Annotated in this window: 13 protein-coding genes; all 13 read left to right on the top strand. The window is 35.7% G+C overall.

The genetic code is table 11. The annotated features are described in order from the left end of the window. Positions 1–101: 101 nt before the first annotated feature. Entirely contained in the window at positions 102–1,034 is a 933-nt protein-coding gene (locus tag C7958_RS01490) for an ArsR/SmtB family transcription factor (protein WP_111570887.1), read from the top strand. Between the two features lie 240 nt (positions 1,035–1,274). Further along, positions 1,275–2,516 carry an ABC transporter substrate-binding protein gene (locus tag C7958_RS01485; RefSeq protein WP_111570886.1) on the top strand — a complete coding sequence of 414 codons (1,242 nt, stop codon included), beginning with the start codon at positions 1,275–1,277 and terminating at the stop codon, positions 2,514–2,516. Between the two features lie 86 nt (positions 2,517–2,602). Beyond that, on the top strand, positions 2,603–3,016 hold the full coding sequence (locus C7958_RS15845; RefSeq protein ID WP_243834252.1) for a carbohydrate ABC transporter permease: 414 nt from the start codon (positions 2,603–2,605) through the stop codon (positions 3,014–3,016). Next, positions 2,905–3,489 (top strand): carbohydrate ABC transporter permease, encoded by a 585-nt coding sequence (locus C7958_RS01480; protein WP_243835890.1) that lies wholly within the window; start codon positions 2,905–2,907, stop codon positions 3,487–3,489. The genes C7958_RS15845 and C7958_RS01480 overlap by 112 nt, the downstream gene beginning before the upstream one ends. A 1-nt stretch (position 3,490) precedes the next feature. Next, positions 3,491–4,321 (top strand): carbohydrate ABC transporter permease, encoded by an 831-nt coding sequence (locus C7958_RS01475; protein ID WP_111570885.1) that lies wholly within the window; start codon positions 3,491–3,493, stop codon positions 4,319–4,321. An 80-nt stretch (positions 4,322–4,401) separates the two neighbouring features. After that, the gene (locus tag C7958_RS01470) at positions 4,402–6,183 is read left to right on the top strand and encodes a sugar-binding domain-containing protein (protein ID WP_111570884.1); all 1,782 of its coding nucleotides are present in this window, start codon (positions 4,402–4,404) and stop codon (positions 6,181–6,183) included. A gap of 260 nt (positions 6,184–6,443) precedes the next feature. Then, a complete protein-coding gene (locus C7958_RS01465) occupies positions 6,444–7,364 on the top strand; it encodes an ArsR/SmtB family transcription factor (protein ID WP_111570883.1) in 921 nt (306 codons plus the stop codon). Positions 7,365–7,590: 226 nt separating this feature from the next. After that, positions 7,591–8,871: an ABC transporter substrate-binding protein gene (locus C7958_RS01460; RefSeq protein WP_111570882.1), complete on the top strand. Its 1,281-nt coding sequence runs from the start codon at positions 7,591–7,593 to the stop codon at positions 8,869–8,871. 63 nt (positions 8,872–8,934) lie between these two features. Continuing rightward, positions 8,935–9,825, top strand: a complete 891-nt coding sequence (locus C7958_RS01455) for a carbohydrate ABC transporter permease (protein ID WP_111570881.1) — start codon at positions 8,935–8,937, stop codon at positions 9,823–9,825. A gap of 12 nt (positions 9,826–9,837) precedes the next feature. Next, entirely contained in the window at positions 9,838–10,671 is an 834-nt protein-coding gene (locus C7958_RS01450; protein ID WP_243834239.1) for a carbohydrate ABC transporter permease, read from the top strand. 13 nt (positions 10,672–10,684) lie between these two features. Continuing rightward, entirely contained in the window at positions 10,685–13,375 is a 2,691-nt protein-coding gene (locus C7958_RS01445) for a glycoside hydrolase family 2 protein (RefSeq protein ID WP_111570880.1), read from the top strand. A gap of 64 nt (positions 13,376–13,439) precedes the next feature. Next, positions 13,440–14,375, top strand: a complete 936-nt coding sequence (locus tag C7958_RS01440; RefSeq protein WP_111570928.1) for a glycoside hydrolase family 43 protein — start codon at positions 13,440–13,442, stop codon at positions 14,373–14,375. Positions 14,376–14,673: 298 nt separating this feature from the next. Further along, positions 14,674–15,936: an ABC transporter substrate-binding protein gene (locus tag C7958_RS01435; RefSeq protein WP_111570879.1), complete on the top strand. Its 1,263-nt coding sequence runs from the start codon at positions 14,674–14,676 to the stop codon at positions 15,934–15,936. Positions 15,937–15,988 lie beyond the last annotated feature (52 nt).

The raw sequence follows: 15,988 nt of genomic DNA, 5'->3' as shown, positions 1-15,988 counted from the left end.
TAATAAAAAACAGAATTATAGATTTAGATTTTATAATTGCTTTTTACTTTAATAATTGTTAAAATAAAGACAGAAAATGTAAGATGAGTGGAGGTATCAATATGAAGGGTAATATAATGGAACTAAAAGATGAGGAACAGATAATTGAGGTTCTGAAAGCTCTGGGATCAGAATCCAGAATGAAAATTATTGAAGTTTTACAGAATGAAGATATGAATTTAAATCAGATTTCTGAATTTATAAATATGCCGGCTTCCTCAGTCACAGTAAATATTAAAAAGCTGGAAGAGGCAGGTTTAATTGAAACTGAATATAAGCCGGGAAATCATGGTTCGCAAAAAATATGCAGTTTAAACTATGATAAGATATTAATTAATCTACCCGGAAATAGAGAATTAAAAGATAAAAATTTAATTGAAACATCGATGCCGATTGGTAATTATAAGGATTTTGATGTCAGCCCAACCTGTGGTCTGGCCTCCGAAAAAGCAGTAATTGGAGAATTAGATGATGTTAAGTCTTTTCTGCATCCAGAACATATCCATGCTCAGATTCTCTGGTTTGGCAAAGGTTATGTCAAATATGTTTTTCCAAATAATCTGCCTAAAAACTCTCAGGCAACAAAACTGGAATTGAGTATGGAAATCTGCTCAGAAACTTCGGATTATAATGAAGACTGGCCCTCTGATATTTCTCTCTGGATTAATGGTGTGGAAATTGGTGTCTGGACTTCTCCAGGAGATTTTGGTGAGAATAGAGGAATTTTAAATCCGGACTGGTGGTATTTTGATCAGACTCAGCATGGATTATTAAAAATCTGGAAAGTTACAGAAGAAGGTACTTATGTAGATGGCAATAAAATTTCGAATGTGACTTTAAATGAGCTAAATCTTGAAAAAGAGGATTTTATCGATGTAAAGATTGGTGTAAAAGAAGACGCTCGCAATGTAGGTGGAGTCAATCTTTTCGGCCGCAAATTTGGTAATTATAGACAGGATATTATGCTCAGATATCGATATAAATTCAATGATTAATGAATTAAATCAAAAAAATATAAAATAAAAGCAGGAATTTCAGATTTTGTGTTGAATAGTAATAATAGAGCCAAATAGTCAGGTAAATTTTTTATGTGCTTTAATTCAACTTTTATTAAACTAAAGCAGTAATACATGAATTAAAAAAGGAGGGGGGTATTTTTTTAGCAGTTAATATTCGCAATATTGTTAATTGAAAAAGTAGTTGGGCAATCTTAAAATTCTTAAGGGGGATTTATAATGAAGAAAAAGATTTTGTTTTTAGTTTTAGCTGCTGTATTGGTTGGATTTACTTCAAATGCTCTGGCTGAAACAGTAACTGTTGAGTACTGGAATCTCTTTGGTGGTGGAGATGCTGAATTTATGGATGCAATTGTAGAAGAATTTAATGCCGCTCATCAAAACATAGAAGTAGATGTAACCAGATTGGAATGGGAAGAATATTATACTAAATTGAAAACTGCAACTGCCAGTGGTAATGGACCTGATATTGCAATCAGTCATGTTACCAGAGTTAAAGAACTGGCAGATGAGGGCTTAATTGTTTCTTTAAATGAGCTGGGGAAAAATGTTGGAATTAATTGGAATGAGTATAATGAGAATATTTTGAGTGGAGCCGAAATTGATGGTCAGATTTATGCAGTTCCACTGGATACCCACCCCCTAGTTTTATATTATAATAAAGAATTATTAGCAGAGGCAGATTTGCTGACTGAAGATGGAAAGCCAGAGATGGACGGTACATTTAAGGATTTTCTGGCAAAATTGAAGTCTGATTCTTCTGCAAAATATCCGATGACCAACTGGACAAAATTAACTGCAGAAGGTCACTACAGAGTCTGGTGGAGTCTTTACAATCAGCTCGGAGGAAGTCCGGTAGTAACAGAGGGTACACTGACCTTAGATAAAGCAAAAGCTGTAGAAGCAATTGAATATATGCAGGATCTATATGATAAGGAATATTCACCACTTCATTCTGAGTATATGGAAAATGTAAATTTATTTAGAAATGGAGAAGCAGCTTCCTTATTAACTGGTGTCTGGATCACCGGGACTTTAGAAGCCACAGAAGACTTAGATTTTGGTGTTATTCCGATGCCGCAGATTTTTGATAATAGATCTGTCTGGGGTGATTCTCATACTTTAGTTCTTCCTTTTGCCAGAAATGTTGATGAAACAAAAAGAGAAGCAGCTTTAACTTTTGCTAAGTGGGCTACTGATAATGGAGAACTCTGGGCAAAAGCCGGTCATATACCAAGTAAAAAGACTATTACAGAAAAAGAATCATTTAGAAATATGCCTTATAGAATGGATTATGTTAAGGCAGCAGATTATGTAACTTTTGATAGTGCTGGTTCTGACACCTGGGGAATTAGAACTGAAATGACTACAGCTTTAAGTAAAGTATGGAATGGTCAAATAACTCCAGCAGAAGCGGTAGAAGAGGCAGGTCAGGGAATCGAAAGGTTATTGAGTAGATAAGAACCCAGAAATAAAGACTTAATTGTGCACAGGTGCTGTAGCTGCACCTGTGCCTGATTAAGTATATTATACGAGGAGGTATTATTTTGAAAAGTTATAATCAGTTATCAGATAGCTATCCATTTTTAAAGGCCTTACCTTTTATGCTGCCCTTTGCTCTAGTTTATGCGATATTTTTAATTTATCCAATTTTCAGAGGGTTTTGGATGAGTTTACACCGCTGGACTATGGTTCGTAATATGGGTTTTGTGGGACTTGATAATTATCTTTATATGATTAAGGATCCCGCATTCTGGGGATCTCTGGGGAACACTCTACTTTTTGTAATTATTTCGACGCCGACAATTGTTATCGGAGGTTTGTCTTGGCATTACTGGCAAATCAAAAAATTAGAGGGCAATTATTTATCAAAATTTCTTTTTTCCTTCCTTATGTTTTATCAGTGGCAGTTATTTCTTCAATCATGGTTTATTTTTTTCAGCCCCACAGTGGACTTTTAAATGGGATTTTAGCAAATTTTGGGGTAGAGGAAACTATTTTCTGGCTGGGAGAAACCAGACTTGCCTGGTTTGTAATTGTTTTTGCAACTCTCTGGTGGACAGTCGGTTTTAATATGGTCTTATATCTGGCAGCACTGCAGGATATACCGGAGTCTTTTTATGAAGCAGCAGAAGTTGATGGGGCAACCAAGTTTCAGCAGCTTTTATATATTACTCTGCCTTCATTAAAACCAATAACCTGGGTAGTAACTTTACTGCAGATTATATTTTCATTTAAGATTTTTTCACAGGTCTGGTTAATCACCGGTGGTGGTCCGGGCACAGATACCCGTCCCATAGTTCAGTATATTTATGAAACAAGTTTTAAACAAAATAGTATGGGTTATGGTGCAGCAATGGCCTTTGCCTTTTTTATCATTTTAGTCTTAGTCTCTATGGCACAGATTTACTTACGTAAAAGAAAGGAAGGATAATATGGAAAATAAAACTTCACCAACCGCTAAAGTTTTAAAATATTCATTTTCATATCTGCTGGCGATATTATTTATTTTTCCTATTTTATGGATGCTTTTTGCTTCTCTTAAACCGTCTGGCTATCATGTTTCACAGATTATTGAGTGGTTTTTACCACCTTATTCTTTTGCTAATTATTTTGAAGTAATTGCGAGTGCGCCTGTACTAAAATGGATGTTAAACAGTTTTATAGTTTCCGCAAGTGTAACATTTATTGTGATTATTTTTGATTCACTGGCAGCTTTTGCTTTATCTGTCATTGACTTTAAACATAAAAATTTAGTCTTTATCTTATTTACAATTGGTTTAATGGTCCCTACAGAAGCGAATATAGTAGCCCTGTTTGATATTATTCAAAAATTAGGTTTAGTCAACAGCTATCCGGGACTTATTCTACCGCGAATAGCGATTCCACTGGGGATAATAATCTTAAAAGAATTTTTTGATGCTATACCTAGAGACTTAATTGACAGTGCCCGGATTGATGGCTGCGGTTTATTTAGAATCTACTTTTCTATTTTTATGCCGCTGTCTAAGGCAGCAATTGCTTCTATTGGAATTTTTACTTTTATTCAGGCCTGGAATGCTTTCTTATGGCCCTTTATAGCGATTATGTCCAAAGAAATGTTTACTTTACCGGTTGGAGTTCCAACTTTTACAGACGCCTATACCCCTGATTATTCAATACCGATGACAGTTAACATGATTGCTTCTCTACCGGCAATAGCAGCCTTCCTGTTATTTCAGAAACAAATTATTCAGGGGATTAAATTTACAGGAATTAAGGGATAAGGCTTTTAGAAAAGTTATAAACAGGATAATTTTCGCCTAGATATTTTTTAAATTGAACGAATTATTTTAGGAGGTAGCATATGGAGAATAAAATACCCAGGCCCGAACATCCGAACCCCCAGTTTAAAAGGGAAAACTGGCAGAGTCTAAATGGTGAATGGAATTTTGCTTTTGATGACCAGAATCAGGGAGAAAAAAATAAATGGTATCAAAAAAAGAAACTTGAAAATAAAATAATCGTTCCCTTTACCTTCGAAACTGAAGCAAGCGGAATTGCTGACAGGAGAGAACATAATTATATCTGGTATCAGAGGAGTTTTGATATTGAGGCAGAAGCCAGGCAAAAAGTAATTTTGAATTTCGGTGCTGTAGATTATCTGACTAAAGTCTGGATTAACGGTAGTTTTGTCGGCAGTCATATCGGAGGCTATGATTCTTTCAGTTTTGACATCAGTGACTTTGTCAGTTATCAGGGGAAAAATAAGATTATAGTTAAAGTTGAAGATTCACGCTCAAAAACTCAGCCCAGAGGTAAACAGACTTACAAAAAAGATAATTTTCTCTGCTGGTATACCAGAACTACAGGGATCTGGCAGACTGTCTGGCTGGAATTTATGGATCAGAAGCTTCAATTTGAAAAGATTAAAATCACACCAGATATAGATCAAAAAGAAGTTGAGCTGGAATATAATTTTAAAGCAGCTGACTTTAAAACCGGAGAATATAAACTTTTGACAGAAATAAAATTTGAGGGTAAGCTGATCAATAAATTTGAGTTTAAAATAAATAAAAATAATCATAAATATAAGGTCAATCTTGATGATGATAATCAGATGAAACTCTGGTCTCCGGAGCAGCCAGACTTATATGATCTGAAAATGACTCTTTACAAGGGGATGAAAGCAGTAGACCAGGTTAATTCCTATTTTGGAATGAGAAAAATTTCAATTGAGAAAGATAAAATATATTTGAATAATCAACCACTTTATCAAAAATTAATACTCGATCAGGGTTACTGGCCGGAAAGTTTAATGACCCCTCCTTCTGATCAGGCCTTAAAAAAAGACGTGGAATTAATTAAAAAAATGGGCTTTAATGGAGCCCGTAAACATCAAAAAATAGAAGCTGATCGCTTTTATTACTGGGCTGATAAATTAGGGATTTTAGTCTGGGCAGAAATTGGATCAACATATGAGTATAATGATCAGGCTGTAGAAAATTTCAGCACTCAGTGGCTTAAGGTTGTCCAGGAATTATATAATCATCCTTCAATAATCACCTGGGTCCCCTTTAATGAATCCTGGGGAATTGAAGATGTTGCCAGAGATAAAAAACAGCAGAGTTTTACCGAGAGTATCTATTATCTAACCAGAAGTATTGATCCTCATAGGCCAATTATTGCCAATGATGGCTGGGAACATACTATTTCTGATATAATTACCTTTCATGATTATGTTGAAAATACAGATAAGCTCAGAAAGACTTATGTTGAGAGTATAGATCAACTGCTTCAGAATAAAGAAGTTTTTAATGACCAGAAATATATTGAAGGTGGTAAGTTTATAATGGCTGATAATTATTGCTATCAGGGGCAGCCGATTATTTTCAGTGAGTTTGGTGGTATAGCTTTCCAGAACAAAGAAGGCTGGGGCTATGGTGAGCAGGTTGAAAGCAAAGAAGAACTGAGCCGGAAAATGAAGAAGCTGATGGAAATAATTAAAGAGGCTGATTATTTTAAAGGTTACTGTTATACTCAATTGACCGATGTTGAGCAGGAGAAAAATGGTCTCTTAGATGAAAACCGAGAATTCAAACTCGATTTAGAAAAAATTATTGAGTTTAATCAAATTGTTGAGCGGTAAAGCTCTTTCCCCAAACAAGAATCTTAACTGGAGTTTATTTAATACTTTCGGTAAAAGAATAAAATAGTGTAGTTACTTAACCCTTCTAAACTCAGGTTGTTTGCTTGAGTTTGGAGGGGGTTTTAATTATTTTTGTAGAAAAAGCGGCATAAGTTTTCCGGGTTAATCGTTTTAGATGAGAAATAATATTGCATTTCAATTTAATAATTGTTAAAATAAAATAAATAATGTTAATAAAAGTTGATTAAGAGGTGTAAATTATGTACGGTAAAATTTTTGAAATAGATAGTAATGAAAGTGTAGAAATAATGAAAGCTTTAGCTTCAGAGCCGAGAATGATGATTCTTGATTTATTAAATAGTTCAGAAATGACTTTAACTGAAATTTCTGAAGTTCTTGATATGCCGGCACCTTCAGTAACGGTTAATATCAAAAAATTAGAAGAGGCCGGTTTGATTGAAACTGAATATGAATCAGGCAGCCATGGTTCCCGCAAAATATGCCGTCGAACCTATGACAGTATAGTTGTTAAGTTTCCCGGTGCTAATATTGATTTTGATAATAATTTAGTTGAGATATCTATGCCGATTGGTAATTATAAAGAGTTTGAAGTTGAGCCAACCTGTGGTCTGGCAACTGAAAAAGATTACATAGGTATTTTAGATGATGAGAGAGCATTTTTAGAACCTGAGCATATCTATGCCCAATTATTATGGTTTAAAAAAGGTTATGTTAAATATAAATTTCCAAATAATCTTGCCAGCAATTCTAAACTGACATCTTTAGAAATTAGTATGGAAATCTGTTCTGAAGCTCCTCATTATAATAAGGAATTTCCTTCAGATATAACAGTCTGGATTAATGGGACAGAGATTGGAACCTGGACTTCACCTGGAGATTTTGGCGGACAGCAGGGTAAACTTAATCCAGAGTGGTGGAATCCTGATCAGACCCAGTATGGACTTTTAAAGCTGTGGAGTGTCCGGAGTGACGGTTCTTATATTGATGGCAAAAAGATATCAGAAATTAATTTAGATGATTTAGATGTTATGAATCAAAAGTTTATTGATCTTAAAATAGGAATTAAAGACGATGCCAAAAATGTAGGTGGACTCAATCTTTTTGGGAAAAAATTTGGTAATTATGAGCAGGATTTACTGCTGAGGCTGCGGCATGAATAAAAATTACAGCTTAAAATAAAAAAACTTAAATTAAAAGAAGGAATTTTAAACTGAATGACGAAATAGACTAATAACAGCATAATAAAATCAGTTAATAAGCCTGTTGATAAGTTTATTTTTATATTTATTCGGCCGAAGTAATTTTTTTAAGCGCTAGTTTAATAATTCTTTTTTTAATATAAGATTTATTAAACTAAGTCTCAAACAAAACTAGAGGAGGAAAAAAATGAGAAAACGTGTCAAAGTTTCAGTTTTTCTGGTGGTTATATTACTTTTAACAACAGGTAGTGTTTTGGCAGAAGAAATCACTCTTGATTTTTGGAATGGCTTTACCGGACCTGATGGAACAGGTATGGGAAAAATGGTAGAAGAATTTAACAAAGAAAATGAGGGTGAAATTGAAGTCGAAATGCAGGTTATGCAGTGGGGAACATATTATCAAAAGGTAGTTACTGCTTTAAGTACCCGCAGTGATTCTTCTCCTGATATCGGAATTATGCATGTTGACCGGGTACCGGAATTTGCTTCTAAAGGTGTTTTATTGGATCTGGATCAGGTTGTTGCTGATTTGGGCTGGAGTAAAGACGATTTTTCAAATTCAGTCTGGGATGCAGGTATTTACGAAGGAAATAGATATGGAATTCCTTTAGATGTCCATCCACTTACAATGTATATTAATAAAGATCTATTTGAAGAAGCGGGATTAGATCCCGAAGATCCTCCTAAAACTCCAGCAGAATTTATGGATGCAGCTGCAAAAATGACTAAAGATACTGATGGTGATGGAGAGATTGATCAGTGGGGAACAGCATTTCCACCACTCTGGCCTGGACCAGAATTTATTTTACCAACATTACTTAGACAATTTGGTGGATCATTCTTAAATGAAGATGGAACCGAGGTTGTTGTTGATAGTGAAGAGTCTATTGCAGCTTTAGAATATGCTGTGGATTTAGTTCATAACAAAGGTTATTCTCCAACAGATATTCAGCAGGATGGTGAGGTAACATTATTCAGACAGGGAAGACTTGGTATGCATTTAAATGGTATCTGGATGATCAGCGGTTTTAAAGATCAGGAAGGTTTAAACTTTATGTCATATCCGGTACCGAGAATGGGACAAGAGCTGGCTATTGCCGGGAACTCACATAATTTTGTTTTCTTCCGCAAAGCTGGAAATTCAGAAGCAGAATTTGAGGCAGCTGCTAAATTTGTAAAATATATTTCAAATAACAGTGATAAGTGGGCTACCTTTGGTCAAATTCCTGCCAGAAATTCAGTTCGCGATACTCAGGCCTTTAAATCATTAGAACATCAAGCTTCTATTGCTCAGGAAGTTGACAGTGTGGTTTTCCCACCTAAACATCCAATTGCAAGCAGTATTTTAACTCCGTACTACGAAGCGGTTAATCTAGCTATTTTAGGTCAGGAAGAACCTGCAGCAGCATTAAAAGATGCAGCAGAAGCTGGACAAATGGCCCTGGATGAATATTTACAGACTCAGTAAAAGCAATTAAATGGGCGGGGATTTACCCCGCCTTTTATAAACCTTTTGTAAAGGAGCATAAAAATGTTTAAAAAGTATTTAAGAAAGTTAACTCCTTATTTATTTATAACCCCACATTTAATTTTTTTCACTGCTTTTTTGGCTTTCCCTGCTTTCTATGGTATTTATATCAGTCTACATAAATGGGAACCCTTAAGTTTTAATAAGCCTTTTATTGGTCTGGCAAACTATCAAAAATTATTTACCTCAGGTACTTTACAGAACCGTTATTTCTGGAATGCTTTAGTTAATACCTTACAGTTTGTAATTTTTAGTGTACCGGCACTTGTTTTAATCGGTTTATTACTTGCAATTTTAGTTGATAGTAAAATTAAATATAAAGGTCTTTTTAGAAGTATTTTCTACACTCCAGTAATTCTTTCGGTTACAAGTGTTACGCTGATCTGGATGTGGATGCTTGACAGCCAGACCGGTTTAATAAATTATTTCTTTAATCAGCTGGGGCTTGAGTCTGTAGCCTGGCTTTCCCGGGAAACACCAGCCTGGATTTCACTGGTGGTGACAACTGTCTGGTGGACTGCAGGTCATAATATGCTTCTTTTTTTAGCCGGTTTACAGGATATACCACAGCATTTATACGAAGCAGCTAAAATTGATGGAGCCAGTATATTTGAACAGTTCTGGTATATAACTCTCCCATCATTAAAACCAACTACACTTTTTGTGACAGTTATGACCACAGTTGCTTCTTTTAATGTTTTTGGTCAGCCTTTTATGATGACCCAGGGAGGTCCCGGTCGTTCAACCCAGGTAGCAATAATGTATATCCAGCAGGAGGCATTTACTAATTATAAGATGGGAAGTGCAGCAGCAATGGCAATTGTTGTCTCTTTATTTATTATTATAATTGGAATTTTTCAATTTAAAATCATGTCATCAGATGTTAAATATTAGGAGTTGGTTTAAGTGCAAAGAGAAAAGAATCTAAGAATATTAACCTATATTATTGTTATTTCTTTCGCGGCTATCTGGATTTTACCCTTATTATGGATGCTGAGTACTGCTTTAAAACCAGAATCACAGGTTATTGCCTGGCCGATTGAAATAATTCCAAAAGAAGTAACCTTTGATAATTTTTATGATATAATTTTTGATTCACCGCGAACACCAATTTTACGCTGGTTTTTTAATAGTTTTTTTGTTTCAACAGCGACAACTTTTTTAGTTCTGGCAGTTGATTCATTAGCAGCTTATGCCTATGCCCGCCTCGAATTTAAAGGCAAAAATGTTTTATTCTGGCTTCTAATGGCGACAATGATGGTGCCACCGGTTACCAATCTAATTCCAAATTATTTAATCATGGATCGGCTGGGCTGGATTGACAGCTATCAGGCGCTGATTTTTCCTCAGGTAGCAGCAGTTTTTGGAGTCTTTTTAATGCGTCAATTTTTTATCGGCCTACCTTCTGAATTAGAGGATGCTGCCTATATTGACGGCTGTAATAGGTTCCAGATTTTCTATATCATTGCTCTGCCAATGGCAAAACCGGCTCTGATAGCCCTCGGCTTATTTACTTTTAGAGCTTCCTGGAATGCATTTTTGTGGCCCTTAATTATTACAAATTCAGCCAAAATGCGTCCGCTGACACCAGGACTAAGACTGCTGCAGTCAAATTTCATGACCGAATTTGGAAAATTGATGGCAGGTGCATTTATCTCTGCTGTTCCAGTAATTATAATTTTTATAATCGCCCAAAAATATTTTGTTAAGGGAATTGCCCTGACAGGTATGAAGGGCTGATGGAGGTTTAATAATGAAAAAAAATATAATAAATTTAAATGGAGAATGGTTTTTCAAAAAAGATAAAAATAATGTTGGGGAGCAAGAAGAATGGTACTCCCATCAATTCAAATCAAAAAAAGCAACTGTACCTGCAGCCTGGCAGAGCTACAGTCAGGAGCTCTATAGCTACTGTGGTTATGCCTGGTATAATAAGAATTTCAAATTAGAAAAAGAAGAAAACAAAAGATATTTTATCGAATTTAAAGCAGTAGATTATCAGGCAGAGCTTTATTGTAATGGCAGCTATATTGGTTCTCATACCGGTGGCTATACTCCTTTTAGCTTTGAGCTGACAGATGATTTATTAACTGGGCAAAATATGATCCACTTAAAAGTCCATGACCCCGAGGATAATGATGAGATACCCCATGGGAAACAGGGGAGCTGGTACAGCCGGGTCAGTGGAATCTGGCAGGATGTTGAGCTGATAGAAGCACCGCAATCTTTTATAAAAAATGTAGAATATCAGACAGATTATAAGCAAAAAATTGTGAAATTTAAAGCAGAAGTAGATAATTTGACAGAGCTGCAGAGCCCAATGTTGGAAGTCGAAATCTTTTCACCTGAAAATAAATCTAATAAAATTAGAGAAAAGACTTTTGCTTTAAAAGATGATCTGAAATTTCAACTCGAGGAAATCCAGAGCTGGTCACCAGAATCTCCATCTTTATATGATTTCAAGATTACTTTAAAAGAAGGAGCCAAAATAATAGATCAGCACAGAGATTATTTTGCCTTCAGGAAAATTGAAATTAGAGGGGATAAGTTTTATTTAAATGATCAGCCGCTATATATTAGAGGAGCACTTGATCAGGCGTTCTGGACTCACTCTCGCTATAAACTGGATAATTATGAGCAGATTGAAGCAGAAATAAAAAAGGTTAAAGAACTTGGCTTTAATCTGCTGCGAAAACATATAAAAATTGCAGACCCCGACTATTTAGAGGCAGCAGATAGAATGGGACTTTTAATCTGGGAAGAACCACCTAATTATGCAAAGTGGACAAAAGAAGCCCGAAATTTATTTAAAGATGAATATACGGAAATGATAAAAAGGGATAAAAAGCATCCTTCAATTATTATCTGGAGTATTTATAATGAAGAGTGGGGATTAGAATGGGATCTGGCAGAGGATGAAGCAAAACAGCAGTGGTTGGCTGAATTTTACGATTATGCGAAAAAGTTAGATCCAACTCGTCCGATCTGTGATAACTCTGGCTGGGCTCATGTAAAAACCGATATTAATGATATCCACCGCTATTTTGCTGTGCCCGAAGATGCTTCAAGCTGGCAGGATGATCTGGATAATTATGTGGTTGGAAATCCTGAAAAAAATTATGTTAACCCTGAGTATCACAATGATGAAATCAAAGTGCTTTCCGAATTTGGAATGTGGGGGCTGCCCGAACCTTCTAAAATTAAAGATCGTTACCAAAAAATACCGCAGTGGTATAATAATAGTTCTAAATTATTTGACGAAGAATTTAAAGTCCCTGTTACAGCAGAAATTAATTTCGAAAAATATCAACTTGATAAAATCTTTTCCAGCCTTGATGATCTGGCTCTGGCAACACAAAAAAGAGAGTCAGAAGGGATGAAATTTTTAATTGAAGAAATAAGAAAAAGAGAAGAAATTGGTGGATATGTTGTTACAGAATTGAGTGATATTGAGTGGGAAACAAATGGTTTTTTAGATTTCTTTAGAGAAGAAAAACCCAACTTTGATTATGAACTGAGTTATAACCAGGCAGTTTTGCTCAGTCTCAATCTTAAAAAAAGAAATCTTTATGCAGGAGAAAAATTGAGAATTGAACCACTGATTATCAATAATACTTTAACTAAAATTGAGGGAGAATTATTCTATCAAATTGATAAAGGCAGAGAAATAAAAGTCGGTGAAATCAACGTTAGTGGCAGTTCTCAACTCAAATTGGGGGAAAAATTAATTGAGCTGGTCGAAGTTAATAAAGCTCAAAGCAGAGAGCTTAAATTAAAATTGTATTTAAATGGAAAAAACGAAAAGCCTGTTCTGGATAAGGCAGAAATCAGATTATATCCCGGCCTGCAGAAATCGGAAAAGTTAAGAAATAAAATTGAGCTTGATTTAAGAGTTAAGAAGCCGGAATTTAGAGATAATTTAGTTAAGAGGGGCTATAAATTAAGAAGTGAAGCAAGCCCCGGAAAGCAGGGCTTAATAGTTAGTGATTATCTGGATCAGGAAATAAAAGAAGCCGTTAAAAAGGGAGCCAGACTATTATTTCTGGCAGAGGCGGGTTCAGAAATAGCAGAGAAAAATCATTTAAACTTCATTAACCAGCCAGCCGGGGAAAGCTGGGATAAAGCTGCTTCTTTTAACTTTTTTGCTGCAGCAGATTATCCGGGACTCCCCTTTAATAGAATTACTGACTGGGAGCTTGATTTCATTTATCCCGAATATTATCTAAAGAACATTTCTGATCTCGGCAGTTATAATGTTAAGGCCGGTGTTTTTAAGGGCTGGCTTGGTGATTTTGCACTTTCACTGGTTGAAATCGAGTCCGGGCAGGGGAAAATCCTGGTCAACACTTTCAAAGTAATTGAGAATTATGGGAATAAAGTTCAGGCTGATTTCTTATTTGATTCCCTGGTCAGAGATTTAGCTGCGGCTGGTCAGCATGATTAAAAAGATATTCTTATTAACAATACTAATTCTAATCTTAATAGTTAATCCGGGGGGAGCGGAAGAAATGAAATATACAAATCCGGTTGGAGATATAACTGACATTGGAGATCCTTTTGTTATTCTGGTTGATGATACTTATTATCTTTATGCTACCTCGATGCCCGGGCTAGGTTTTAAGGTCTGGGAGTCAAATGATTTAGTTGACTGGGAAGAAAAGGGGCTTGCTCTTGATTCTTCCAATCCTGAAAACCGCTGGGGTGAGGGAGATTTTTGGGCTCCGGAAGTCATTGAATATAATGAGCAGTTTTATATGACTTATAGTGCCAGAGATAGGGATGGCCACCTTAAAATTGCAGTAGCAAAAGCCGATAATCCTCTGGGACCATTTATCAATATAGCGGCACCACTTTTTGAGAGGGAGATGTCATTTATTGATGGACATATATTTATTGAGGATGACAAGAAATATCTATATTATGTTAAAGATTGCTCGGAAAATATTGTAGATGGTATCCATATGAGTCAGATTTATGTCCAGAAGATGAGTGATGATTTTAAATCACTTAAAGGTGAGCCTAAAAAAATCTTAGAACCCAGTCAGGAATGGGAAGGACTTGAAAATGACTGGCAGTGGAATGAAGGACCCTATGTATTAAAACATAAAAACAAATATTATCTGACATATTCGGCCAATGTTTACAGTTCTTCAGATTACTCGATTGGTTATGCGACCGCTGATAATCCTCTGGGACCCTGGACTAAGGCAGCTGAAAATCCGATTCTGGAAAAAGATCTGGATCGAGGAATTTCTGGCCCGGGTCACAATAGTTTTATCCACTCTAAAAATGGAGAAAGACTGTATATAGTTTATCATACTCACACCTATCCGGATTTTCCGGGTGGTAACAGAAATGTTAATCTTGATCGTGCCTATTTTGAAGCTGGAAAACTTAAAGTTGATGGACCCAGCAGAGAAAAACAACCATATCCCAATCAATAAATTTTAGCCTCCCTTATAAAACCTCTTAGAGTATTAGGGTTACTTACCTAATTTTTAAGAGGTTTTATTATCTCTTAATCATAATTTTGAGAATATTATTGAAAAGTCTAATAATTTATGCTAAACTATATTTGTAAGATATTTTTTTAAACTTATTTAAAACCTTTTAAAAGGTCTTAAATAAGAAAAATTTAATATTATTAAAACGTTTGAATTATATCCTTTTAAGGGGAGGTGAAGTCTAGCTCTACTGAGTCTGTTGATTTGAAAAAAATAAAAATATCAGGAGGGAATTATTTTGAAAAAAACTTTAGTAATAACTTTAACGTTGATTTTTGCTTTATCACTGACAATGGGTGCAGCTGCAGAAGAAATAACTGTCTGGGGCTGGGGAGTATATCCTGACACCTTAGAAAAACTTGCTGATCGCTATGAAGAAGACAATCCTGAGCACACAATTAATATTGAATTGATTGGTTGGGGAGATATGGTTCCAAGACTGCAGGCTGCAATGTCAGCTGGTAGTGGTGGACCAGATCTAGCAACTGTAAACTTAGGTACACATATTGCCAGTTTTGCTGAACTCGGTGGACTGACAGATATTTCCGAATATGTTGATCCAATGGCTGATCAGTTTACAGCAGCAGCTTATGCAGGGGCGAGATACAAAGATACCACATATGGTATTCCTGCAGATATTGGTCCTTACACAATGTTTTATCGGAAAGATATTTTCGAAGAAGCTGGAGTAGATCCAGAAAGTATTGAAACCTGGGAAGACTATATTGAAGCTGGTAAAACAATTATGGAAGAGACAGGAACTAAAATGCTGCCCTGGCCTACAACTCACTATGAGTTAGGAAACTGGAACTTTGAACCTGCTTTAAGAGCAGCAGGAGGTAACTTCTTTGACAAACAGGGTGATCCAATTGTAGATAAGCTTTCTATCAACTATAAAGTTATAGAAGTTATGCAGGAAATTACAGACTCGGGTATTGGATTAGAAGCAACTCCATGGACAACTCCCTGGAATGCTGCTATTCAGAATGGTGATGTAGCAACTATACTTGCAGGTGGCTGGTTTATTGGTAATATTACCGAAATCGCACCTGAAACTTCAGGTAACTGGAGAGTTATGCAGGCTCCTAACTTCACTCCTAAAGCAACAGGTTCAATGGGTGGAACAGCAATGGTTGTTCCTTCAAATTCAGAAAATGTAGAACTTGCTGTTGACTTTGCTAAATATGTATTAGCTACTGAAGAAGGTACAGAATTCTTATTCCAGGATGCTGGAGTAATGCCCGCTTATAGACCTATCTTCGAATCAGAAGCATTTAACAAAGAAGTAGAGTTCTTTGGTGGACAGCAGGTATGGAACAAACTTGCAGAAATCAGTGAGAAAGAGTTAGCTACCTGGAATGCCACTCCTTATTCTACCCAGGCTTTTGGTGCTGAAGGTGCTCCAGTTAACCTGCAGTTAACCAGAATTTTAACTGATAATGTAAGTCTGGAAAAAGGATTGGAAGAAGCACAAGACTCAATTGAAGATTTAATGGAATAACTAGATAACAGATTGAAGATAAATAAGTAATTATAGAGCAGGGTCAATTTGG

Origin of the sequence: Halanaerobium saccharolyticum (assembly GCF_003259895.1) — a bacterium.
Lineage (GTDB): Bacteria > Bacillota > Halanaerobiia > Halanaerobiales > Halanaerobiaceae > Halanaerobium > Halanaerobium saccharolyticum_A.
This window is presented reverse-complemented; position numbering and strand designations above follow the sequence as displayed.

Excerpts from the sequence above, each read along its gene's own strand:
- C7958_RS01490 (WP_111570887.1), top strand. The coding sequence starts at position 102 with ATGAAGGGTAATATAATGGAACTAAAAGATGAGGAACAGATAATTGAG.
- C7958_RS01485 (WP_111570886.1), top strand. The coding sequence starts at position 1,275 with ATGAAGAAAAAGATTTTGTTTTTAGTTTTAGCTGCTGTATTGGTTGGA.
- C7958_RS01475 (WP_111570885.1), top strand. The coding sequence starts at position 3,491 with ATGGAAAATAAAACTTCACCAACCGCTAAAGTTTTAAAATATTCATTT.
- C7958_RS01470 (WP_111570884.1), top strand. The coding sequence starts at position 4,402 with ATGGAGAATAAAATACCCAGGCCCGAACATCCGAACCCCCAGTTTAAA.
- C7958_RS01465 (WP_111570883.1), top strand. The coding sequence starts at position 6,444 with ATGTACGGTAAAATTTTTGAAATAGATAGTAATGAAAGTGTAGAAATA.
- C7958_RS01460 (WP_111570882.1), top strand. The coding sequence starts at position 7,591 with ATGAGAAAACGTGTCAAAGTTTCAGTTTTTCTGGTGGTTATATTACTT.
- C7958_RS01455 (WP_111570881.1), top strand. The coding sequence starts at position 8,935 with ATGTTTAAAAAGTATTTAAGAAAGTTAACTCCTTATTTATTTATAACC.
- C7958_RS01445 (WP_111570880.1), top strand. The coding sequence starts at position 10,685 with ATGAAAAAAAATATAATAAATTTAAATGGAGAATGGTTTTTCAAAAAA.
- C7958_RS01440 (WP_111570928.1), top strand. The coding sequence starts at position 13,440 with ATGAAATATACAAATCCGGTTGGAGATATAACTGACATTGGAGATCCT.